The following is a 22,424-nucleotide window of genomic DNA, read 5'->3' as shown; positions in this document are numbered from 1 at the left end:
ACTCTAGAGATCCGCCCCGCAAAAGGCAGTGGTCGAAAGTCACTTTGTCACGCCCGTCCCCCTAAGGGGTCGGGCTATGACACCATGCCGCGCAGCGCGTTGAACAGCCGGCGCGGCTGCAGGGGCTTGAACAGGACCTGGTGGCCGCTGTCGCTGGCGCGGCGCAGCTCGTCGTGCGAGGTGTCGCCGGTGACCAGGATGGCCGGCACCGCATGGCCGCAGAGACGGCGCACCGCCTCGATCGTCGCGATGCCGTCGGGGCAGTCGCCCAGGTGCAGGTCGCTGAGGATCAGGTCGGGCGCGGCGCCCAGCGCGCGCACCGCCTGCACCGCCTCGTTGAGGGTCGAGGCCAGCACCGCCTCGTAGCCCCATTCCTCCAGCAGCACGCGCAGGCCCTCGCGGATCGAGGGCTCGTCGTCGATCACCAGCACCGAGCGCGGCTGGATCACCGTCATCGGCAGGGTGTCGGCCGCGGCGGTGGCGTCCTGGATCTCCGCCAGCCCGCCCAGCGGGATGCTGAGCCGAAAGCGCGTGCCATGGCCGGGGCGCGAGGCCACGGTCAATCGGTAGCCGAGCAGATGGGCCAGGCGCTTGACGATCGCCAGGCCCATGCCCAGGCCCTGGGCGCGGCTGCGCTCGCCATGGCCGACCTGGTAGAACTCGTCGAAGATGCGCGGCAGGTCGCCCGCGCGGATGCCGATGCCGGTGTCCCAGACCTCCAGATGGGTATGGGTTGGCGTCGAGCGCGCGACCACGACCACGCCGCCCTGCTCGGTGTATTTCAGCGCGTTCTGGATCAGGTTGCCGACGATGCGCTCGAGCAGTTGTGGGTCGCTGCTGACCGACTTGCCGCCCGGCGAGAAGCGCAGGCCCAGGGACTTGGCCTCGGCCTGTCCGGCGTAATGCATGTGCAGGCGGCGGAACAGGTCGCGCAGCGGGAAATGCTGGATGTTCGGCTCGATGGTGCCGGCATCCAGGCGCGAGATGTCCAGCATCGCGTTGAAGGAGCGCTCCAGGCCGTCGATCGAGCGCATCACATTGCGCATCAGCGGCTCCTCCTCGCTGCCCTGCAGGCGCTTCTCCAGCGTCGCGGCGAACAGGCCCAGCGCATGCACCGGCTGGCGCAGGTCATGGCTGGCGATCGCGAGGAAGCGGCTCTTCTCCTGGTCGGCGCGGATCGCGTCGTTGCGCGCCTGCTCCAGCTGGCGGATGCGGTCGTGGCCCTGCATCAGCGAGCGCTGCATGCGGTGCCAACGCTGCTGCTCCAGCAGCGCCAGCGCGATCACGGCCAGCGCCGTCGCGAAATAGGCCACGCCCGGCCATTCGATGCCATGGGCCTCGTTCAGCCGCGCCAGGCCTTCGGACACCGGCAGCAGCGCGACGATCACGGTGGCGCGCCCCAGCGGCGCCAGCACCAGCGCCAGCACCAGGGCCGAGGCCGCCAGCAGCGGCCCGGCCAGCGGCGCGCGCGGCCCCGGGCCGTCGGCCAGCCAGGGATGCATGCTCAGCAGCAGCAGGCAGGCCAGGCCCTGCCACAGCAGCAGGCGGTGGCCGCGCCGCGTGTCGCGCCCGGGGCGGCGAAAGGGATGCAGCACCGAGCGCGCCGTCAGCGCGCAACCGAGGCTGGTGACGACGACGCCGGCCAGCCACAGCGCCGCGCCCAGGTCGATCGCCGGCGCCATGGCCTGCGCCAGGATCGGCAGGGCCACGGCCAGCAGCAGATAGGGCCAGCAGGCCCAGGTTTCGGCGAAGGCGGCGTCCTGCAGGCGCTGCAGCAGCGCGCGGTGCTCCCGCCCCATCGGGTCGATCGGCGGCGTCTCGTTGTCGCGCGCCGCGCCGGGCACCGCCACGAAGTTCGCCGACGGGGCCTCGGCGCCCGGCGGACATGCGGCCATCGGCTTCAGCGGAACAGGCTGATCATGTGCGAGCGCGACTTGACGTCCAGCGCCAGCAGCAGCGAGGAGACATAGTTCTTCACCGTCCCGAGCGAGAGCAGGGTGGAATTGCTGATCTCCTGATTGCTGCAGCCCGACAGCACCAGCTCGAGGATCTCCAGATGGCGTGGGCCCAGTTCGGCCACGCGGTCATACATTGCGGAGGAGGGGAAGCGCGGGAACAGCGCACCGGTCTGGGCCGCGCCGCCGCGCCGGCCGCTGTGGCCCAGCAGGGCCAGCAGGGTGTTGCGCATCTCGGTCATCAGCGCGCCCTTGGGCACATAGCCGGCGGCGCCCAGCGCCCGCGCCTGGCGCACGACGAATTCATCCTGCGTGCCGCTGAAAACGGCCACATGGGCCTGCGGGAAGGCCTCGAGGAACTGGCGCAGGCCCTGCAGGCCCTTGCAGTCGCCCAGGTTCAGATCCAGCAGCACCGCATCGATGGCGCCCTGCTCGCGGTAGACCTGCAGGCCTTCCTGCAGCGAGGCGGCCTCCAGCCACTCGATCTGCAGATCGTCCAGGGTCTGGTACAGGGTCCGGATGCCGGCACGTACCAGCTCATGGTCGTCGACCAGCAACACGCGGCGCACGCTCCGCTCGGTGTCGATCGTCAGGTCCGCAGCGCCGCCGACGATCGAGGTGATCGGCGCGAACGGACGGTTCTCGCTTGCTCTTACTGCTACTTCCATAGGGCCTCCCTTGCGGCTGTGGCCACCTCTCCCGGCTTGGCCGCCGCTACCCTTTGTCGCGATGCCGGGGGGTGCATCATAGGTCTGTGGTCCGGTGCGCGGATTCCCGAAGAAGGGGGATGGCATCGGCCGCAGCGACTGCGTGCAGGGCGCACTATGCGTGCATATGGTGCGTTTTCAGGTAACGAAGCGTAAATACCGTGACCTCCGAGCGTCACGGGTCACCAGTCGAACGATCCCGTCGAGGCAGCGTGCGCAGTCAAGCCGCGGGAAGCCGAGCCGCCGTCGCATGGGGTGCACCTTCATCGCCGAGGACCCGCTGCGGCCACTGCAGCCGAAGGCCGATGCCGCGCCCGTCCAGGCCGTCGATGAAGCTCAGTCCTGCGCCGCCGCGCTCCGCCAGGCGCTTGACGATCGCCAGGCCCAGGCCGGTGCCCTGCTCGGTGGTGCCGGGGGCGCGGTAGAAGCGCTCCAGCACGCGCTCGCGCTGCTCGGGCGGGATGCCGCGGCCGTTGTCGAGCACCGTCAGGGTCAGGCCCGCCGCGGCCTGCAGGCGCACCTCGACCCGACCGCCGTTGGGGGTGTAGCGGATCGCGTTGTCCACCAGGTTGTCAACGATCGAGCAGAAGCCGCTGCGCTCCAGCTGCGCCGTCACCCGTTGCGGCGCCTCCAGCACCAGCTCGATCGTGCGCTGGCGCGCCAGCGGCGCCAGTTGCGCGACGCGCTCGCGCAGCAACGCGCTGGCGTCCAGCAGTTCGGGCGGCTGGACGCGCACGCCATCCTCGGCCCGCGCCAGGGTCAGCAACTGGGCCAGCAGATGCGAGACCCTTGCGACGCCCTCGCGCAGCGCCAGCGCGGCCTCGGCCCGCAGCGCTTCCGCGCGCTCGGCCAGCAGCAGATGGGCCTGCGCATTGACCGCGGCCAGCGGCGTACGCAGCTCATGCGCCGCGTCGGCCAAAAATCGCCGCTCGGCCTCCAGGCGCTGGCTCTCGCGCAGCAGCAGGCCGTTCAGCGCGCTGACCAGCGGCGCGGTCTCGGTGTAGAGCCGGTCCACCTGCACCGGCGCCAGCTCCCCGGCGGGACGGCGCGCGATGCGCTGCGCCAGCTGGGCCAGCGGCCGCAGGCCCAGGCGCACGCTGAACCAGATCACCAGGCCATGCCAGAGGAAGATGCCCAGCTGGCTCTTGAACACCAGTAGCAGCACCGGCATCACCGCGCTCAAGGGCACCTCGCGCGGTTCGGCAACCAGCAGCAGCCGGCCCTGACCGGCGTCCGCCTGCTGCACCACCCAGGGCGAGACCTGGCCCGGCGCTGCCGCGGCGTCCAGGCGCGCGTCGGGCGCCCGCGGGCTGCGGGCCAGCAGCCGGCCCTGCGCATCCCAGACCTGGTAGACCGGATGCAGGTCGTTGCCGACCTCCTCGTCCAGTCCCAGCAAGGCCATGACGGCGCCGTTGGCCGCCGCCAGGCGCTGTGCCAGTTCGGGCTCCGGGCTGCCGGCGGCGCTGACGAGCACGGTGCCCATCTGCCGCAGCCGGATGTCGACCTCCTCGGTGCCCCAGGCCACGAAGCGCCAGGTCAGCAGGGCCGCCAGGGCCAACCAGGCCAGCAGCAGGGCCAGGGCCTGCCAGGCGATCAGGCGCCCGCTCAGCGAGGCCGGGGCCCAGCGTGCCGGCCGCAGCAACGCCGCGATCCGGCTCATGCGCTGACGGCGTCCGTCGGCGCCTCCAGCACATAGCCGACGCCGCGCACCGTGGCGATCCAGTCGTTGCCCAGCTTCTTGCGCAGCTTGTAGACATGCACGTCGATCGCGTTGCTGTCCAGCAGCTCGGTGCCGCTGAGCGTGCGTTCGATCTGCTCGCGCGTCAGCACCCGGCCGGGCTCGGCGGCCAGGCTCAGCAGGATGTCGTACTCGCGCGCCGACAGCACGATCTCCCGGCCCTCCAGCAGCACGCGGCGGCGCGCGGTGTCGATCGTCAGGCCGCCGAGCTGCCAGGTGTTGCTAGCCTGGCCGCTGTGGCGGCGCAGCTGGGCGCGCACCCGCGAGAGCAGCTCCTCCATCGCGAAGGGCTTGCCCAGGTAGTCGTCGGCGCCGCAGTCCAGGCCCTCGACCCGCTCCTCGATGCTGTCGCGCGCGGTGATCATCATCACCGGCGTCTTGCGCCCCTGGGCGCGCCACCAGCTCAGCAGCTCCAGCCCGGTGCCGTCGGGCAGGGTGATGTCCAGCAGCAGCAGCGCGAACTCGTTCTCGGCCAGGAAGCGCCGCGCGTCGGCCGCGGTGCGCAGCCACAGCACCTGGTGGCCGGCCATGCTGAGCACGCGCTGCAGCGACTGGCCCAGCGGCAGATCGTCCTCGAGCAGAAGAATGCTGGCCATGCGCGGCCCCCCTCGTCGGCCCATGGGCCTGGTTGTGTTTGCTGTTGGCGGCGGATTCTAGGAGTCGCCGCGGCGCCGGTCGGCCGCGCGCGAACCCGCGCTTTCATCGGGGCTTCATGCGGGCGCGGCGCGGCTTCATCGCGGCTTCATCGGCCTGTTTCGACACTGCTTCGCATCCCAACGACGACGAGCCGAGCATGACCCCTTACCTCTGCACCCTGGCCCTCGCCCTCGCGAGTTCCACCTTGATGGCCCTGCCCGCGGCCGGCGCCGGCAAGAGCGGCGATGGCGACTGGCAGCTGCGTGCCGGCGGCGCGCTGCTGGTTCAGCCCGAGTACGGCGGTGGCAAGAAGCTGCGCGGCCTGGCCGCGCCGCTGCTGGAGGCGCGCTGGCGCGAGCGCTTTTTCCTCAGCACCCTGCGCGGCGCCGGCTACGAGCTGCGCCTGGGTGAGCACGCGGCGCTGAGCCTCGCGCTGGCGCCGGACGGCCATCGGCGCCGGCCCAAGGACGATCCGCGTCTGCGCGGCCTGGCCGAGGTCAAGATCGCGCCGGCGCTGCGCCTTGGCGCCGAGCTGGGCTGGGGGCCGCTGTTTCTGAATACCGTCGCCAGCACCCGGCTGGGCTCGGACAAGAAGCCCGGCGGGCGTGGCAGCAGCGTCGAACTGGAACTGGGCTACGGCTTGCTGCCCGGGCCGGACCTGAGCTTGGCCGCCGGCGTGACCGTCGTCGCGATGGACGGCAAGCTCGGCCAGGCCTTGTATGGCGTCACCCCGGCCGAGGCGGCCAGCACCGGCCTGCGCGCGCACCGGGTGCGCGCCGGCCTGCACGGGCTGGGGGTGTTCGCCCAGATCGGTTACCGGCTCGATGCCGACTGGCTGCTGTTCGCCAAGGCCGGCGCGATCGGCCTGCGCGGCGACGCGGCCGAGAGTCCGATCGTGCGCCGCAAGCTGCAGCCCAGTCTGGCGCTGGCCGTCAGCCGGAGCTTCTGATGCGGCGCCGCTGCCTGCTGGGCGCCGCCGGCAGTCTGCTGTTGGCGGGCTGTGCCCATGAGCAGCCCCCGGGGCGCCGCGGCGGCCCGTTGCTGCCAGAGCGGCTGATCGTCGATGGGCCGCTGGAACTGCGCCTGGAGCAGGGGGCGCCCGGCGAGCTGCAGTTCGACAAGGGCGGCGAGCAGGTCGAGCTGCGACGCGAGCGCGACGCGCTGCTGCTGTTGCAGCGCGGCGACCGCATGGTGCGGGCGCGCCTGAGCCAGCCGGGCCTGCGCGAGCTGCAGCTGCGTGGCGAGGCGCGGGTGGCGCTGCAGCGCGCCTGGCAGCTCGACAGCCTGGACGTGGAGCTGAGCGGCTCGGGCCGCTTCGAGGCCGAGCGGCTGGATGCGCGCCGGGTGGCGCTGCGCCTGCAGGGCTCGGGCGACCTGGCGCTGCGGGAGCTGCACAGCGAGCGGCTGGAGGTGCTGATCGGCGGCTCCGGCACCCTGAAGCTGGGCCGGCTGCAGACCCAGACGCTGGAGGCGCGGCTGCGCGCATCGGGCGAGTTCGAGGTGGCCGGCTCGGCGCAGCGTCAGCTGTGGCATCTGGCCGGCTCGGGCGATGTGGATGCCGGCGGGCTGCAGGGCGGCCAGGTGCAGCTGCGCTCCTATGGCAGCGGCGATGCGGAGCTCGGCCCGGCCGAGCTGCTGGAGCTGGAGCTGTTCGGTTCGGGCGACGTGGTCTACCGCGGCCGGCCGCGGGTCAGCCAGCGCAGCCATGGCTCGGGCCGGGCGCGGGCGCGCTGACCGGCGGCGGCGCCCGCTCAATGGTTGCTGGCCAGGATATGGCCGACCAGCCGGCCCAGGTCCTGGAAGGTGCTTTCCTTCTCCAGCATGCCGCGCACGCCGGCGTCGCGTGCCAGCTCCCGCATCTCGTCGGTGATCAGGCCGGAGCTGATCACCACCGGCAGCTCCGGCTTGATGCTGACCATCTCGCGCGCGACGTCGAGCCCGGACCGGTCCGGCATGTTGAGGTCGGTGACGACGAAGTCGACGCTGTCGGGCTGGCTGCGCAGCGCCTCGATGGCCTCCTGCGCATTGTGGAAGCCGCTGCAGCGGTAGCCGGCGCGTGCCAGCAGGCGCTCGACCACCAGCACCATGGTCTCGTCGTCGTCCAGGTAGAGCACATGCTCGCCATGGCCGCGCGGCGGGCCGGCGATCGGGGCCGCGTCGGGCCGCGCGGCATCGACCTGCTCGACCAGCGGGAAGTAGAGGTGGAAGGCGCTGCCGCGGCCGGGCTCGCTCTCGACCCGGATCGCACCCTGGTGGGCGCTGACGATGCCATGCACCACCGCCAGGCCCAGCCCGGTGCCCTGGCCGACCGGCTTGGTGGTGAAGAAGGGGTCGAAGATGCGTTCGCGGGTGGCCGCGTCCATGCCGATGCCGCTGTCCTCGACCCAGAGGTGCAGATGTGGGCCGCTGACCAGGTTGCCGAGATCCTGTACCGTGCTGGTGTCCAGCGCGATCTCCTCCAGGCCGATGCGGATGCGGCCCGGTGCGCCGCCCAGCGCATGCCAGGCATTGGTGCACAGGTTCATCAGCACCTGCTGGACCTGGGTGGCATCGGCATGGGCATAAAGCGGCGCGTCGCTGAGCTGCAGCTGGATGTCCACATGGGCCGGCAGGGTGGCGCGCAGCAGACGGTAGGTCTCTTCGACCACCGGCCGCATGCGCTGGGTCAGCAGCAGCTGCGGCTGGCGGCGGCTGAAGGTCAGGATCTGCCGCACCAGGTCGCGCGCGCGCAGGCTGGCGGTCTGGATCTCGTCCAGGCTGGCCAGCACCGGATGCGCCAGCGCCAGCTCGCCGCGCGCGATCTCGACATGGCCGAGGATGGCGCCGAGGATGTTGTTGAAGTCATGCGCGATGCCGCCGGCCAGGGTGCCGATCGATTCCATCTTCTGCGCCTGGCGCAGCTGCGCTTCGTACTTGCGCAACTCCGCCTCGGCATGGCGATGCGCGGCGCGGGTGGCGGCCTGCATCAGCTCGCGTTCCAGCACCGGCGCGAGCCGGTTCATGTTCTGCTTCATCACATAGTCGCTCGCGCCGGCCTTCATCGCCGCCACCGCGGTCTCCTCGCCCATGGTGCCGGAGACGAAGATGAAGGGCACATCCAGCCCGGTGCGGCGGAAGGCCCGCAGCGCGTCCAGGCCGGTGAAGCCGGGCATGCTGAAGTCCGAGATCACCGCGTCCCAGGATTCATCGGCCAGCGCCGCCTGCAGGGTGGGCAGGCTCTGCACGCGGCGGTACTGCGGCGCGAAACCGGAGCGACGCAGCAGGCGCATCGCCAGCTTGACGTCGTCTTCCGAATCCTCGATCGCCAGGACATGGATGATTCTGCTCATGGGGAACCTCAGGCAGTGGCCGGGCGTGGCGGGAGCTGGTTGAGCGCGAGCCAGTAGATGCCCAGCACCTTGACGGCCTCGACGAACTCGGTGAAGTCGACCGGCTTGCGCACATAGCTGTTGGCGCCCAGTGCGTAGCCGGAGATCAGGTCCTGCTCTTCCTTCGACGAGGTCAGGATCACGACCGGCAGCAGCCGGGTGCGCGGGTCGGCGCGCAGGGCCTTGAGCACGCTCAGGCCGTCGAGCTTGGGCAGCTTCAGGTCCAGGATCACCAGGGTCGGCAGCGGCTGCTCGGCGCGCCCGGCATGGGCGCCGCGGGCGAACAGGAAGTCCAGCGCCTCGACCCCGTCGCGCGCCACCGCCAGCGGGTTCACCAGATGGCTGCGCTTGAAGGCGCGCAGGGTCAGCGCAACGTCGTCCGGGTTGTCCTCAACCAGCAGAATGACTTTGCTCGCTTCTTCGCTCATCCTCTTGCTCCTTGGCTTGCGGTTGCGCGGTTGCGCGGAAATAGAAGGTGGCGCCCTGGCCCGGGCTGGCCTGTACCCACAGCGGCCAGCCATGGCGGCGGAACACGCGCTGCACGATCGCCAGCCCGACGCCGGTGCCGGGGTATTCGTTCTCGTGGTGCAGGCGCTGGAAGGCGCCGAACAGCCGGTCCACATAGGCCATGTCGAAGCCGGCGCCGTTGTCGGCGACGAAGTAGACCGGCTCGCCGTCGCGCTGCTGCGCGCCGAAGCGGATCGTCGCGCGTTCGGTCTTGCCGGTGAACTTCCAGGCGTTGTCCAGCAGGTTCTGCAGCGCGATCTGCAGCAGCGCGCGATCGCCCTGCACCGTGACGCCGTCCTCGATCTCCCAGCGCACCCGTCGCTGCGGCTGGGTCTGGGCCAGGCCGGCCGCGATCTCGCGCACCATCGCGCTGAGGTCGACCGCGCGGATCGACAGCTCGACCCGGGTCACGCGCGACAAGCCCAGCAACTCGTCGATCAGCCGCCCCATGCGCTGGCTGGCGGCGCGGATGCGCTGCAGGCTGTCCTTGCCTTCCTCGTCGAGCTGGTCGCCGTAGTCCTCCAGCAGGGCCAGCGAGAAGCCGTCCATGCTGCGCAGCGGCCCGCGCAGGTCATGCGAGACCGAATAGCTGAAGGCCTCCAGCTCCTTGTTCAGCGCGCTCAGCTCGCGGTTGCTGAGCTCAAGCCGGGCGAAGGAATCGCGCAGCACCTGGGTCATCGCGTCGAAATGGCGCGCCATCTCGCCCAGCTCGTCGCGGCTGCCGATGTCGAGCTTGTAGGACCAGTTGCCGGCCGCCACCTCGCGCGTGGCCTGCTCCATGCGGGCGATCGGCTGCAGCACGTCGCGCCGGAACAGCCAGGTCGCGGCCGCGATGATCAGGACCATCAGCGCCAGGCTGGCCGCGATCACCTGCACCACGCGCCGCTGGGCCGCGTCGATGCGCCGGCCGGCCGCGTCGATCAGCCGGGCGGCGTCCACCATGCCCTGCTGCTGCAGGATCAGCAGCCGGGTCGACATCTGGGCCTCGAAGCGCCGCTGTATCTCCGGGTCTGCGGGGGCCGTGCTGCCGGCCGCGGTCTCGGCGAACAGGCGGTGGCCGGCCGCGCTGCGCTCGCGCAAGGTGTTCGCGCCCTCGCCCAGCCCGGCGCGGGCCAGCAGCTGGTCCAGGCGCTGCCAGACGGCCTGCTCCTGCAGGCGGGCGCGCTCCTGGCGGGTCAGCAGGTACTCGAAGGTGACCATGCGCATCTCGCTGAGCGCGCGCGCGATCTCGGCGCTGCGCCGGCGCTGCTCGTCGGCGGAGCGCACCTCGGTGTCGGCCCAGCCGATCATCGCCGCGATCAGCAGGATGGTGCCGAAGATGATCGCGGCAGCGAGGCGGGCTTTGCTGACGATCTTCATGGCGCCGGCTCAGTGCACGACCGTGACGCGCTCGGGCCGCTCGGCCAGCAGCGCGTCGAGGTAGAGGTGGGGCAGGAAGTTCGGCATCGGCTGCTGTGGCGCATGGCCGCGGGCCATGGCCCAGCGCGCGACCTCTTCCAGCGTGATCAGCTGGGCCTGCTGCTGGTCCAGCTGCAGCACCAGGTCGCGCCAGCCCGGCTGCAGCGCGGCCAGGTCGAGCCTCAGGCTGGTCGCCAGCAGGGCCAGGGCCTGCTGCGGCTCCTCGAGCGCGAAGCGCTCGGCCTTCAGCAGGGCCAGGGTCAGGCGGCGCAGCTCCTGCGGATGGCGGCGCAGGAACTCGCTGCTGCCGGCCAGCACATAGCCCTGGGCATAGGCATCGGGCGCGACAAAGCTGATCGCGCCGGCGCCGAAGGCCGTCTCCGCCGCATGCCGCACCGGCTGCCAGGCGACGATCGCGTCGACCTGGCCGGTGCGCAGCGCCTCGATCAGCTGGCCCGGCAGCAGCGGCACCGGCTGCAGCGCCTGCGGCGCCAGCTTGTGCCGCACCATGAAGGCCCAGAGGAAATATTCCGCGCTGGTGCCCAGGGTGACGCCGACGCGCTTGCCGATCAGGTCCTGCGGCGCGGCGATCGCGCGCTCGCGCCGCGCCACCACCGCCATCTCGTTGGAGGCGGTGGCCAGGGTGGCGACGATGCCCAGCGCCTCGCCCTTCAGCAGCGCGACCACGACCGGCACCTCGGCCGCGGCGGCCAGCTCGGCGCGGCCCTGGGTCAGTTCGGCCAGCGCGGCCTTGCCATGGCTGGTGCTGGTCAGCAGCACCTCCAGGCCCTGTTCGGCGAAGTAGCCGCGCGCCGCCGCCAGGTGCAGCAATCCGGCATGGGGGGTCTGGGCCAGGGCGATGCGCAGGCGCAGGGTCGTCGAGGGGGAGGCCGGCGCGGTCGGCCGGCCGAGCACAAGCAGCAGCCCCAGCAGCGCGGCCAGCAGCAGGGCCAGACCGGCCGGCCAGCGCCAGCGGCTGGTCCGGCCGAGGCCAGGGGCACTCGGAGGGCTCATCGCGATCTCCCTCGCGTCGACCGCCCAGGCTTGCGGTCGCGCGTTTATCTTCGCTTGGTCCGATCAAGCGAAGAGTACGGAGGCCCGGCCCGGCTGGCAAGCCCCCGGGGAGGTGCTTCAGCCGGGGCGCAACACCTTGGCGACCGGATTGGGCCGCAACCGGAAGGCGTCGGGCATGCCGGAGCCCAGCAGCGGGCGCAGATAGAGGCGGAAGGCGTCGGTCACATCGGTGCCATTGGGCGTGATGAATTCGTCCTCCATCACGCGGGTCTTGCCGGCCACCGACTCCAGCGGCAGCAGCTCGTAGTCGACCGAGTAATAGCCGCTGCGCTTGATCGCGACCGAGCCGTCGCGGTCGCCGTGGAAGGCGTACTGCACCGCCTTCTCGCCGACCTCGCGCGCCTCGCGCTGGTCGACATCGGAGACGCAGCCGATGAAGCTGCGCTGCAGATAGCCCAAGGTGTCGCCGCGCACCCGCTTGATGCCCAGCTTCTCCTTGATCTGCTCGCACAGCAGGTCGGCCAGCGCGCCGCTGCCGGAGAGCTGCACATTGCCATGCGCGTCATGCTCCAGGCTCTTGGCCAGCTGGGTGATGATGGGCCGGCCGGAGGCGTCGTGGATGCCCTCGGAGGCCGCGATCACGCAGCGGCCGTAGCGCTCGTAGACCGCCTTCACCTCGGCCAGGAAGCGCTCCGGCTCGAACACCCGCTCGGGCAGGTAGATCAGGTGCGGGCCGTCCTCGGCGAACTTCTTGCCCAGGGCGGCGGCGGCGGTCAGGAAGCCGGCGTGCCGCCCCATCACGACGCCCAGGTAGACGCCGGGCAGGGCGGCGTTGTCCAGGTTCGCGCCGGCGAAGGCCTGGGCGACGAAGCGCGCCGCCGAGGGGAAGCCGGGCGTGTGGTCGTTGCCGACCAGGTCGTTGTCGATCGTCTTGGGGATGTGGATGCAGCGCAGCGGGTAGCCGGCGGCGCGCGCCTCCTCGGCGACGATGCGCACGGTGTCGGAGGAGTCATTGCCGCCGATGTAGAAGAAATGCCCGATGCCATGGGCCTGCAGCACTTTGAAGATCTCGTGGCAATAGGCCGCGTCGGGCTTGTCGCGCGTCGAGCCCAGGGCCGAGCCGGGGGTGGCGGCCACCAACTCCAGGTTGTGGCTGGTCTCCTGGGTCAGGTCGACGAAGTCCTCGTTGACGATGCCCCGCACGCCATGGCGCGCGCCGTAGACCAGCTGCACCCGGGCATGGCGGCGCGCCTCGCGCACCACGCCGACGAGCGACTGGTTGATCACCGCGGTCGGGCCGCCACCTTGGGCGACGAGGATCTTTCCACCGGTCATGGCAGGGTTCTCCTGGGGCTGGGTCGGGCCATTTTGACCCAGCCCGCGGTTTTTGCGCGCAGGGCGACGCTTTCGGGCGGACAGCGCCCGACCCGGCGCAGAAGGCCGTTGTGCCGGTGTTATTTCGCGCATTGGTGGCGCGCAGGGGTCGCCTATCCTGCTTGCGGCATGGGGATCCTCCCCGCAAGCACAACAAGAAACCGACGACGACACCCCCTTACGGAGACCTCGGATGAGCCTGAGCAATATGAAGATCTCGACGCGCCTGGCCCTGGGCTTTGGCGCGATGGCCCTGCTGATCGTGCTGCTGGGCCTGCTGGCCTGGAGCAAGCTGAGCGCGATGGACGCGCATTTCAAGCTGGCGATGGAGGACCGCTATCCCAAGGTCAAGGCCTTCAACTCGATCAAGGCCACCAACAGCCAGGTGGCGCTGTCGCTGCGCAACCTGGTGCTGATGACGGAGCCGGCCGACATCGAGGCCGAGTTCGCGGTCATCGACGCCGCCTCCAAGTCCACCAGCGCGACCATCGACGAGCTGGCCAAGATCATGAGCACGCCCGGCGGCAAGGCCGGCATGGCCAAGCTCAACGAGGCCCGCGCTGCCTACCGGGTGGAGCGCGAGAAGGCCACCAAGGCGCTGCGCGCCGGCGACATGGAGACCGCCAAGAGCGTGATGCTGACCAGCATGAAGCCCAAGCAGCAGGCCTATATGGCGGCGGTGGACGAGCTGGTGAACCTGGGCGGCAAGTTGATGGACCTGTCGGCCCAGCAGGCAGAGGAGGAGGCGCGCGGCGCCAAGCTGCAGATCGCGCTGCTGATCGCCGCGGCGCTGGCCCTGTCGGGCTTGATGAGCGTCTGGCTGATCCGCTCGATCATCGGCCCGCTGAACTCGGCGGTGCAGGTGGCCAGCGGCGTGGCCGCGGGCGATCTGTCGATGCGCATCGAGGCCGGCGGCGGCAACGAGACCGGCCGCCTGCTGAACGCGCTGCATGAGATGCAGGGCCGCCTGGCCGCCATCGTGCGCGAGGTGCGCGAGGGCGCCGAGAGCGTCGCCACCGCCTCGGCCCAGATCTCGTCCGGCAACAACGACCTGTCGGCTCGCACCGAGCAGCAGGCCTCGGCGCTGGAGCAGACCGCCGCCTCGATGGAGGAGCTGGGCAGCACGGTGCGCGGCAACGCCGACAACGCGCAGCAGGCCAACCAGTTGGCGCTGGCCGCGTCCAATGTGGCGGGGCAGGGCGGCTCGGCCGTCGGCCAGGTGGTGGAGACCATGCGCGAGATCAGCGCCAGCTCGCAGAAGATCAGCGACATCATCGGCACCATCGACGGCATCGCCTTCCAGACCAATATCCTGGCCTTGAACGCCGCGGTGGAGGCGGCGCGCGCCGGCGAGCAGGGCCGCGGCTTTGCGGTAGTGGCCAGCGAGGTGCGCGCGCTGGCGCAGCGCAGCGCCGGCGCGGCCAAGGAGATCAAGACCCTGATCCAGGCCAGCGTCGAGCGGGTCGAGCTGGGCTCCAGCCAGGTGGACCGCGCCGGCAGCACGATCGCCGAGGTGGTGGCCTCGATCCAGCGCGTCACCGACATCATGGGCGAGATCAGCGCCGCCAGCCGTGAGCAGAGCTCGGGCGTGGCCCAGGTCGGCGAGGCGGTGACGCAGATGGACCGCGCGACACAGGAGAATGCGGCCTTGGTCGAGGAATCGGCCGCCGCGGCGGAAAGCCTGAAGACCCAGGCGCGCCAGCTGGTCGATGCGGTGGCGGTGTTCCGCCTGCGCTGAGTCCCGGCTCCTGTATCAGCTCCGCTAATGGGGCTGTAGCCCTGTGAATGCCATTTCTCCCGCGGGGGCGCCCGGTCGTACAAACCGGGCACCACCCCAAGAGGAGACATCGATGCGCATCGGCTGCCCGACGGAGATCAAGAACCACGAATACCGGGTCGGCCTGACGCCGGCCAGCGTGCACGAGCTGGCCCGGCGCGGCCATCAGGTGCTGGTGCAGAGCGGCGCCGGCCAGGGCATCGGCCTGCCGGACGAGCAATATGCCGCCGCCGGCGCCACCCTCCTGCCGGACGCGGCCTCGGTGTTCGCCGAGGCCGAGATGATCGTCAAGGTCAAGGAGCCGCAGCCCGAGGAATGCGCGCGGCTGCGGCCCGGCCAGATCCTCTACACCTATCTGCACCTGGCGCCGGATCCGGCGCTGACCGCGGCCCTGGTCGCCTCCGGCGCGATCTGCATCGCCTACGAGACCATCACCGCGCCCGGTGGCGGCCTGCCGCTCTTGGCGCCGATGAGCGAGGTGGCCGGCCGCATGGCGATCCAGGCCGGCGCGGCGCATCTGGAGAAGAGCAAGGGCGGCATGGGCGTGCTGCTGGGCGGCGTGCCCGGCGTGGCGCCGGCCCAGGTCTGCATCATCGGCGCCGGCGTGGTCGGCAGCCATGCGCTGCAGATGGCGGTGGGCCTGGGCGCGCGGGTCACGGTGCTGGACAAGAACGTCGACCGGCTGCGCCAGCTGGACCTGGTCTGGGGCAACCGCATCGTCACGCAATACTCGAGCGCGCAGGCGCTGGAGGAGGCGGTGCTGGCGGCCGACCTGGTGATCGGCGGCGTGTTGGTGCCGGGCGCGGCCGCACCCAAGCTGGTGACGCGCGCGATGGTGGCACGTATGAAGCGGGGCGCGGTGCTGGTCGATGTCGCGATCGACCAGGGCGGCTGCTTCGAGACCTCGCGGCCGACCACCCATGCCGAGCCGACCTTCTTGGTCGACGGTGTCGTGCATTACTGCGTCGCCAACATGCCCGGCGCGGTGGCGCGCACCTCCACCTTCGCGCTCAACAACGCGACGATCGGCCATGCGCTGGCGCTGGCCGACAAGGGCTGGCGGCGCGCGCTCGCCGAGGACCCGCACCTGAAGGCCGGCCTCAATGTGGCGGCGGGGCAGTTGACTTACAAGGCCGTGGCCGATGCCCTGGGTTACCGTTATGTAACAGCCGATCAAGTTCTGGGCGACAGCGCGTCGGGCTCTTGATCTCGGGCAGAGGGCTGGCGTACAAGGTGGCCTAGTCTTTGTTCAACCGATGAAGGAGAGGACCATGCCGGACAGCCAAGCCCAGAAAGACCGCCTGATGAACGATCTGCATGCCGTGGTGGCCGAGGCCGAGAGCCTGCTGCGCGCCACCGCCGGCCAGGCGGGCGAGGGCGCCACCGAGCTGCGCGCCAAGGTGCAGGCCACCCTGGACCGGGCCAAGCAGAACCTGCACGACCTGCAGGACGCGGCGGTGGAGCGCGCCAAGGCCGCCGGCCGCGCCACCGACGCCTATGTGCACGAGAACCCCTGGCAGTCGATCGGCCTGGCCGCCGGCGTCGGCCTGCTGCTGGGCATGCTGATCAGCCGGCGCTGAGCGCGGCAGCCGCCCGGGGGCTCAAGCCGCCTGGGCGTGCTGCTGCATCCAGGGTTCGAGCTGCTCGGCCGGCATCGGCTTGGCGAACAGCCAGCCCTGGCCCTCGTGACAGCCCAGCGCCAGCAGCTGCTGGCGCTGCTCCTCGGTCTCGACGCCCTCGGCGATCACGGTCAGGCCCAGGCCGCGGCCGAGGTTGATCACCATATGCGCGATCGTCAGCCCGGCGCTGGAATGCTGGGCCTCGTGCACGAAGGCGCGGTCGATCTTGAGCCGCTCGACCTCCAGCTGGCGCAGCTGCGACAGCGAGGAGAAGCCGGTGCCGAAATCGTCGATCGCGACGGTGGCGCCGCTGCGCTTGACCTCGGACAGCAGCTGGCGCACCAGATTGTGGTCCTCCATCGCCATCGACTCGGTGATCTCCAGCTCCAGGTTCATCGGGTTGGCGCCGCTGTCGCGCAGCGCATTGCCCAGGCTGGGAATGAAGCCGGGATGGCGGAACTGTGCCAGCGAGATGTTCACGCACATGCGGAAGTCGCGCCAGCCCAGGCTCTCCATGCGCTTGAGCTGGTGGCAGGCGGTGCGCAGCACGAATTCGCCGATGCTGATGATCAGGCCGCTCTGCTCGGCCAGCGGGATGAACTGGTCCGGCGGTACATAGCTGCCCTCGGCGGTGCGCCAGCGCAGCAGCGCCTCGGCGCCGACCGCGCGGCCGCTGGCCAGGTCCACCTGCGGCTGGTAGACGACGAACAGCCGGTTCTCCTCGAAGCCGGTGCGCAGGCCCTTCAGCAGCTTGAAGCGCTCGCGCGCGTCGGTGCCCATCTCGGGCGAGAAATACTGGGCCGCGCCGCGGTTCTGCTGCTTGGCGCGCTTCAGCGCGATCTGGGCGTCGAGCAGCAGCTCGGAGCCGCGCGCGGTCGATTCGGTCAGGCGCACCAGGCCGGTGGTGGCGGAGAGCTGCAGCCGCTCCCCGGCCACCGCGAAGGGATCGACGAAGACCGCGCGGATGCGCTCGGCATTGACCAGCTCGTCCGGCCCGATCAGGCCGAAGGCATCGGCCGCGACGCGCGCCATCGCGGTGTTGAAGCCGAGCTGCTCGCCCAGGCGCTGCGCGACGGCCTGCAGCACCTGGTCGCCGAAGCCATGGCCGAAGGCGTCGTTGACATCGGCGAAGTCGTCCAGGTCGATCAGCGCCAGGGTGACGCCGGCCGGATCCTTCAGGTTCTGGTCCAGCAGCTCGATGAAGCGCACCCGGTTAGGCAGGCGCAGCAGCGGGTCGTGGTGAGCCTGGTCCAGCAACTGGCCGTAGAGCACCACGTTCTCAAAGCCGACCGCGATGTTGGAGCAGAAGGCGCGCAGCAGCTGCAGCTCCATGCCGCTGAGCTCGCGCCCGACCTCGATCAGCGCGGCCATCGCGCGGCCCTTGGGTAGGCCGAAGTAGAGGCAGGTGCCCTCGCCGAACAGGTGGTGGCGCTCGCGCAGGCAGCGCGCCAGGCGCTCGCGCACATGGGTCACCGACACGGTGGCCAGCGGCGCGTTGATCAGGCCGCTGTACTGGCCGGCGGCCGCGATGATGCGCACCTCGCAGAGGTCGCCGGGGCTGTCGCCGCCGGCCTGGGCGCAGACCAGGCCCTCGGGCAGGATGCCCAGCAGCGCGCAGAGCTGGGTCACGACGCCCTCGGCGAAGCGGTGCAGGCCGCGCAGCTTGGACAGCTCGGTGCTGGCCTCGACGATCAGCTCCAGGCCCTGGCGGTTCGATTCCAGCGCGCAGATCTGCTTGTAGGAGCGGATCGCGGCGGTCAGCACGGTGTACAGGCGCGTGCGGGTCAGCTCCGACTTGGTCTTGTAGTCGTTGATGTCATAGGCCTGCACCGTCTCGATCTCGGGCGCATAGCCGGGCTGGCCGGTGCGCAGCACGATGCGCACCGCATGCTGGTGCAGGTCCTCGCGGATCTGGCGCACCAGCTGCAGGCCGGCGTTCTCCGACTCCATCACCACGTCCAGCAGCACCACGGCCAGGTCGGACTGTTCCTGCATCAGCTCGCGCGCCTGGGCGGCCGAGCTGGCATGCAGGAAGGCCAGCGGCCGGCCCTCGATGCGCAGGCCCTGCATCGCCAGCTCGGTGGCCTTGTGCACGTCCGCATCGTCGTCGACGATCAGCACCCGCCAGGGCGCGAGCGCGGCGGCGGCGGGGTCGGTCGAGCCATCGGGGCCGTCGATGAACTCCAGCAGATCGTCGTCCTCGGGCTCGTGGCCCGGCATGGCTGCACCGGCTGGATCCAGGTTGTCGGGCATGAGAAGGTCGGAAAAATCGGTCAAGGGGAAATTACCGCCCACCTTGCCACAGACAAGAAGGTCGGAAAACTGGGTTATAGACGATTTGTTGCCGGCCTAAACCGTGCAAAGCCGTCTTTGTGGCGGCTTGACCGCGCGTAGCCGGGAAAGTCCTAGCCGCGATTAAGCTAGGGGCTCTATCGCAGATAAGCAAGGAGCAGGGATGAGCAAGGACGAGGCCGGCTCGGCCGCTTCGCCGAACGGGTTGCTGGACGCGCTGCGGCGCCTGCTGGACCATGGGCTGGAACTGGCGCAGCTGCGCCTGTCGCTGCTGGGCACCGAGCTGGAGGCCGAGAAGCTGCGCCTGGTCGGCGCGCTGCTGGGCGCGCTGCTGGCCCTGCTGTTCGGCGGCATGGCGTTGGCCCTGCTCAGCCTGGCCGTGGTGCTGCTGAGCCCGGACGGCTGGCGCTGGCTGGCGGCGCTGCTGCTGGGCGGCGCCTATCTGGGCCTGGCCTGGTGGCTGTTGCAGCGCGCAAGGGCCAGGCTGAGCGCCCCCGGCGGGCTGTTCGCGACCAGCGTGGCCGAACTGGCCCGCGACCGCGACGAGCTGGGAGGGCGGCCCTGATGCTGCGCGAGGCCGAGGATCAACTGCGCCAGCGCCAGCTGGTGCTGCGCCTGCGCAGCGCCGAGCTGCGCGCCGCGCTGCGCCGCGATGTGCAGGCGCTGGAGCGGCCGCTGCAATGGGCCGATCGCGGCTGGTCGGCCTGGCGCTGGCTGCGCGGCACGCCCTGGACCGGCCGGGTGGCGCTGGCCGCCGGCGGCCTGGTGCTGCTGCGCCGGCCGGCGCGGCTGTTGCGCTGGGTCAGCGCGGGCCTGGGTTGGTGGAAGCTGGCGCAGCGCCTGTCGGCATCGCTGCGGTCACCGCGCTGAACTTCAGCGCGGCTTCTTCGGCGCGCCCGGCCGGGCCGGGCGGGCGCCGGTGACGCGCGGCGGCAGGCCGGTGTGCTGGGTCAGCAGCTGGCCCTTGCGCGGCGCCTGGCTCACCTGGGCGGTCTTGGCCGCCACCGTCGGCTTGGCGCCGGGCTTGGCGGCCACGGTCGAGTTCTTCTTGCGTGCGCTCTCGTAGCTGCCATCGGTGACCGGCTGGTAGCTGGGGATCAGGTGATGCTTGCCGTTGCCGATCAGGTCGGCCCGGCCCATCGCCTTCAGCGCCTCGCGCAGCATCGGCCAGTTGTTGGCGTCGTGGTAGCGCAGGAAGGCCTTGTGCAGGCGGCGGCGGCGCTCGCCGCGCACGATGTCCACCGTCTCGCTGTCGCGCGTGACCTTCTTCAGCGGGTTCTTGTTCGAGTGGTACATCGCCGTGGCGGTGGCCATCGGGCTGGGGTAGAAGGTCTGCACCTGGTCGGCGCGGAAGCCGTTCTGCTTCAACCAGACCGCCAGGTTCATCATGTCCTCGTCGGCGGTGCCGGGATGGGCGGCGATGAAGTAGGGGATCAGGTACTGCTTCTTGCCGGCTTCCGCGCTGGCCTTCTCGAACAACTGCTTGAACTTGTCGTAGGTGCCGATGCCCGGCTTCATCATCTTGGACAGCGGGCCGGTCTCGGTGTGCTCGGGCGCGATCTTCAGATAGCCGCCGACATGGTGGGTCACCAGCTCCTTGATGTACTCGGGGCTCTGGATCGCCAGGTCGTAGCGCAGGCCCGAGCCGATCAGGATCTTCTTGACGCCCTTCAGCGCGCGGGCGCGCCGGTACATCTTGATCAGCGGGCCATGGTCGGTGTGCAGGTTCTGACAGATGCCGGGGTAGACGCAGCTGGGCTTGCGGCAGGCGGCCTCGATCTCCGGGCTCTTGCAGCCGATGCGGTACATGTTCGCGGTCGGGCCGCCGAGGTCGGAGACGATGCCGGTGAAGCCCTTGACCTTGTCGCGCATCTCCTCGATCTCGCGGATCACGCTGTCTTCCGAGCGACTCTGGATGATGCGGCCCTCATGCTCGGTGATCGAGCAGAAGGTGCAGCCGCCGAAGCAGCCGCGCATGATGTTCACGCTGAAGCGGATCATCTCCCAGGCCGGGATCTTGGTCGCGCCGTCGTGGCTGCCACTGGCGTCCGCATAACTCGGGTGCGGGCTGCGGGCATAGGGCAGGTCGAACACATGGTCCATCTCCGGCGTGGAGAGCGGGATCGGCGGCGGGTTGATCCAGAGGTCGCGGTCGCCATGGGCCTGGACCAGGGCGCGGGCATTGCCCGGGTTGGTCTCCAGGTGCAGCACGCGGTTCGCGTGGGCGTAGAGCACCGGGTCGCTCTTGACCTGCTCGTAGGCCGGCAGGCGGATCACGGTCTTGTCGCGCGGCGGCAGGGTGATCTTGGTCGGGCGGTGGATCGTGATCGGCTTGGGCGCGTCGGCGGCCGGCGCCTCGCCGTTCTTGGAGCCATTGGACGAACAAGACGCGCCCTGGTCGGCCGCGGTCTCCTCGACGGTCTGGTAGGGGCTGATCAGCTCGTCGATGCGGCCGGGCTGGTCGACCGAGGTCGAATCCATCTGGAACCAGTCGCCGACCTCGTGCTCGTCGCGGCGCATGAAGGCGGTGCCGCGCACATCGGTGATCTGGGTCACCGGCTCGCGGCGCGCCAGGCGGTGCGCGATCTCGACGATGGCGCGCTCGGCATTGCCGTAGACCAGCAGGTCGGCCTTGGCGTCGACCAGGATCGAGCGGCGCACCTTGTCGCTCCAGTAGTCGTAGTGGGCGATGCGGCGCAGCGAGGCCTCGATGCCGCCGATCACCACCGGGACCTCGCTCCAGGCCTCCTTGCAGCGCTGGGTGTAGACCAGGGTGGCGCGATCGGGCCGCCGGCCGCCCTCGCCGCCGGGCGTGTAGGCGTCGTCCGAGCGGATCTTCCGGTCGGCCGTGTAGCGGTTGATCATCGAATCCATATTGCCGGCCGCCACGCCGAAGAACAGGTTCGGCTTGCCGAGCGCCTTGAAGGCGTCGGCGCTCTGCCAGTCCGGCTGCGCGATGATGCCGACCCGGAAGCCCTGGGCCTCCAGGGTGCGCCCGATCACCGCCATGCCGAAGCTGGGATGGTCCACATAGGCGTCACCGGTGACGATGATGATGTCGCAGCTGTCCCAGCCGAGCTGATCCATTTCCGCGCGGCTCATCGGCAGGAAGGGGGCGGGCCCGAAGCGCTTGGCCCAGAACGGCTTGTAGCCGGTCAGGGTCTTGGCAGGTTTGGGCGGAGCGATGGCGGCGTGGGCGGACATGGGCGGGCGGGGCTGGCGGGCAACCGGCTATTGTCCCTTGACCTGGGGCAAACCCGGCCATGGCCCGGGCAATTCAGGGGGCTTCCGGGTGGATTTGTTGGCGTGCGCAGGCGCCGGCCAGGCCCAGACGGGCCCGTTCCGCCTCGCTCAGCGGGGGCAGCAGGCCCGGCACGGTGCCGCGCGCCATGCTGGTCAGGAAGCCCTCGATGGCGGTCTGGCCGACCGCCATGAGATCGAACCCCTCCTGGTCGACCACCCATTGGTGCAGTAGCCCGTCGACCAGGGCCACCAGGGCGACCGCGGCCACCTCGGTGTTCAGGGTGGCCGGCAGTTCGCCGCGCTTGACCGCCTGGACGAAGGCGGCGCGGTTCTGCTCGCGCCAGCGGCGCATCGCGCTGAGCTTGCGGTCCTGCAGCGACTGCAGCTCGCCGGTGTATTCCACCTTCTTGATCGCGATGTCGAAGACGCGCCGGGTGCGTTCGTTGTGCACCGTGCAATGCAGGATGTTGATCAGCCCCCAGCGCAGCTCGGCCAGGGTCAGGGGCTGGTCGGTGGCCTGGGGCTGCATGTTCATGCCTTCCTCCAGCGGCATCGTGGCCCGATCCATCATGGCCTCGAACAGCTCGGCCTTGTCCTTGAAGTGCCAGTAGATGGCGCCACGGGTCAGGCCCGCCTCCTCGGCAATCTGTTGCAGCGAGGTGCGGGATACGCCCTGGCGCTGGAACAGGCGCTCCGCGGCGTCCAGAATGCTGTGGCGCGTCTCCTGCGCCTCTTGTTTGGTTTTGCGTGCCATGAGGCCTGGATTTTAAACTGCTTTACATACATTCATGAATGT

General features: G+C 70.5%; 19 protein-coding genes. 7 read left to right on the top strand and 12 right to left on the bottom strand.

Translation table 11 applies throughout. From position 1 onward, the window contains the following. Positions 1 to 74: 74 nt before the first annotated feature. The 4 genes from G8A07_RS23710 to G8A07_RS23695 form a co-directional block, all read right to left on the bottom strand. Positions 75 to 1,895, bottom strand: a complete 1,821-nt coding sequence (locus tag G8A07_RS23710) for an ATP-binding protein (RefSeq protein WP_195794385.1) — start codon at positions 1,893 to 1,895, stop codon at positions 75 to 77. 5 nt (positions 1,896 to 1,900) lie between these two features. Then, complete coding sequence (locus tag G8A07_RS23705) at positions 1,901 to 2,623, bottom strand: response regulator transcription factor (protein WP_195794384.1); 723 nt, start codon at positions 2,621 to 2,623, stop codon at positions 1,901 to 1,903. Between the two features lie 259 nt (positions 2,624 to 2,882). After that, entirely contained in the window at positions 2,883 to 4,322 is a 1,440-nt protein-coding gene (locus G8A07_RS23700; protein WP_195794383.1) for an ATP-binding protein, read from the bottom strand. Then, positions 4,319 to 4,996, bottom strand: a complete 678-nt coding sequence (locus tag G8A07_RS23695) for a response regulator transcription factor (protein ID WP_195794382.1) — start codon at positions 4,994 to 4,996, stop codon at positions 4,319 to 4,321. Before G8A07_RS23695 ends, G8A07_RS23700 begins: the two co-directional genes overlap by 4 nt. A 197-nt stretch (positions 4,997 to 5,193) precedes the next feature. On the opposite strand from G8A07_RS23695, the gene G8A07_RS23690 reads away from it, so the two are divergent. Both G8A07_RS23690 and G8A07_RS23685 read left to right on the top strand, forming a co-directional pair. Then, a complete protein-coding gene (locus tag G8A07_RS23690; RefSeq protein WP_195794381.1) occupies positions 5,194 to 5,985 on the top strand; it encodes a MipA/OmpV family protein in 792 nt (263 codons plus the stop codon). Then, positions 5,985 to 6,770 carry a GIN domain-containing protein gene (locus G8A07_RS23685; RefSeq protein WP_195794380.1) on the top strand — a complete coding sequence of 262 codons (786 nt, stop codon included), beginning with the start codon at positions 5,985 to 5,987 and terminating at the stop codon, positions 6,768 to 6,770. The genes G8A07_RS23690 and G8A07_RS23685 overlap by 1 nt, the downstream gene beginning before the upstream one ends. A gap of 17 nt (positions 6,771 to 6,787) precedes the next feature. Here the strand turns inward: G8A07_RS23685 and G8A07_RS23680 are convergent, their stop codons facing one another. The 5 genes from G8A07_RS23680 to G8A07_RS23660 all read right to left on the bottom strand — a co-directional run bounded on the left by G8A07_RS23680 (position 6,788) and on the right by G8A07_RS23660 (position 12,658). Then, entirely contained in the window at positions 6,788 to 8,365 is a 1,578-nt protein-coding gene (locus tag G8A07_RS23680; protein WP_195794379.1) for a response regulator, read from the bottom strand. An 8-nt stretch (positions 8,366 to 8,373) separates the two neighbouring features. Beyond that, entirely contained in the window at positions 8,374 to 8,832 is a 459-nt protein-coding gene (locus tag G8A07_RS23675) for a response regulator (RefSeq protein ID WP_195794378.1), read from the bottom strand. Beyond that, a complete protein-coding gene (locus G8A07_RS27740; RefSeq protein WP_213086197.1) occupies positions 8,795 to 10,270 on the bottom strand; it encodes an ATP-binding protein in 1,476 nt (491 codons plus the stop codon). Before G8A07_RS27740 ends, G8A07_RS23675 begins: the two co-directional genes overlap by 38 nt. Positions 10,271 to 10,279: 9 nt before the next feature. Beyond that, on the bottom strand, positions 10,280 to 11,323 hold the full coding sequence (locus G8A07_RS23665) for an ABC transporter substrate-binding protein (protein ID WP_195794377.1): 1,044 nt from the start codon (positions 11,321 to 11,323) through the stop codon (positions 10,280 to 10,282). A gap of 117 nt (positions 11,324 to 11,440) precedes the next feature. Beyond that, positions 11,441 to 12,658: a 6-phosphofructokinase gene (locus G8A07_RS23660; RefSeq protein ID WP_195794376.1), complete on the bottom strand. Its 1,218-nt coding sequence runs from the start codon at positions 12,656 to 12,658 to the stop codon at positions 11,441 to 11,443. A gap of 232 nt (positions 12,659 to 12,890) precedes the next feature. Here G8A07_RS23660 and G8A07_RS23655 point away from each other — a divergent pair, with 232 nt between their 5' ends. The 3 genes from G8A07_RS23655 to G8A07_RS23645 all read left to right on the top strand — a co-directional run bounded on the left by G8A07_RS23655 (position 12,891) and on the right by G8A07_RS23645 (position 16,054). Next, the gene (locus G8A07_RS23655; RefSeq protein WP_195794375.1) at positions 12,891 to 14,435 is read left to right on the top strand and encodes a methyl-accepting chemotaxis protein; all 1,545 of its coding nucleotides are present in this window, start codon (positions 12,891 to 12,893) and stop codon (positions 14,433 to 14,435) included. A 112-nt stretch (positions 14,436 to 14,547) separates the two neighbouring features. Continuing rightward, positions 14,548 to 15,681 carry an alanine dehydrogenase gene (gene ald / locus G8A07_RS23650; protein WP_195794374.1) on the top strand — a complete coding sequence of 378 codons (1,134 nt, stop codon included), beginning with the start codon at positions 14,548 to 14,550 and terminating at the stop codon, positions 15,679 to 15,681. A 64-nt stretch (positions 15,682 to 15,745) separates the two neighbouring features. After that, complete coding sequence (locus G8A07_RS23645) at positions 15,746 to 16,054, top strand: YqjD family protein (protein WP_195794373.1); 309 nt, start codon at positions 15,746 to 15,748, stop codon at positions 16,052 to 16,054. Positions 16,055 to 16,075: 21 nt separating this feature from the next. Here G8A07_RS23645 and G8A07_RS23640 read toward each other — a convergent pair whose 3' ends face one another. Then, positions 16,076 to 18,346 carry an EAL domain-containing protein gene (locus G8A07_RS23640; protein WP_249937121.1) on the bottom strand — a complete coding sequence of 757 codons (2,271 nt, stop codon included), beginning with the start codon at positions 18,344 to 18,346 and terminating at the stop codon, positions 16,076 to 16,078. Positions 18,347 to 18,548: 202 nt separating this feature from the next. On the opposite strand from G8A07_RS23640, the gene G8A07_RS23635 reads away from it, so the two are divergent. Together G8A07_RS23635 and G8A07_RS23630 are read left to right on the top strand one after the other, a co-directional pair. Beyond that, entirely contained in the window at positions 18,549 to 18,950 is a 402-nt protein-coding gene (locus G8A07_RS23635; protein WP_195794372.1) for a phage holin family protein, read from the top strand. After that, positions 18,950 to 19,255 carry a YqjK family protein gene (locus G8A07_RS23630; protein ID WP_195794371.1) on the top strand — a complete coding sequence of 102 codons (306 nt, stop codon included), beginning with the start codon at positions 18,950 to 18,952 and terminating at the stop codon, positions 19,253 to 19,255. Before G8A07_RS23635 ends, G8A07_RS23630 begins: the two co-directional genes overlap by 1 nt. A gap of 3 nt (positions 19,256 to 19,258) precedes the next feature. Here G8A07_RS23630 and G8A07_RS23625 read toward each other — a convergent pair whose 3' ends face one another. Together G8A07_RS23625 and G8A07_RS23620 are read right to left on the bottom strand one after the other, a co-directional pair. Next, positions 19,259 to 21,589: a YgiQ family radical SAM protein gene (locus G8A07_RS23625; protein WP_195794370.1), complete on the bottom strand. Its 2,331-nt coding sequence runs from the start codon at positions 21,587 to 21,589 to the stop codon at positions 19,259 to 19,261. A gap of 73 nt (positions 21,590 to 21,662) precedes the next feature. After that, complete coding sequence (locus G8A07_RS23620; protein WP_195794369.1) at positions 21,663 to 22,382, bottom strand: TetR family transcriptional regulator; 720 nt, start codon at positions 22,380 to 22,382, stop codon at positions 21,663 to 21,665. Positions 22,383 to 22,424: the final 42 nt, after the last annotated feature.

This window comes from Roseateles sp. DAIF2 (assembly GCF_015624425.1).
GTDB lineage: Bacteria > Pseudomonadota > Gammaproteobacteria > Burkholderiales > Burkholderiaceae_C > Kinneretia.
The sequence above is the reverse complement of the archived record's forward strand: the minus strand, read 5'-3'. Positions and strand labels throughout refer to the sequence as shown.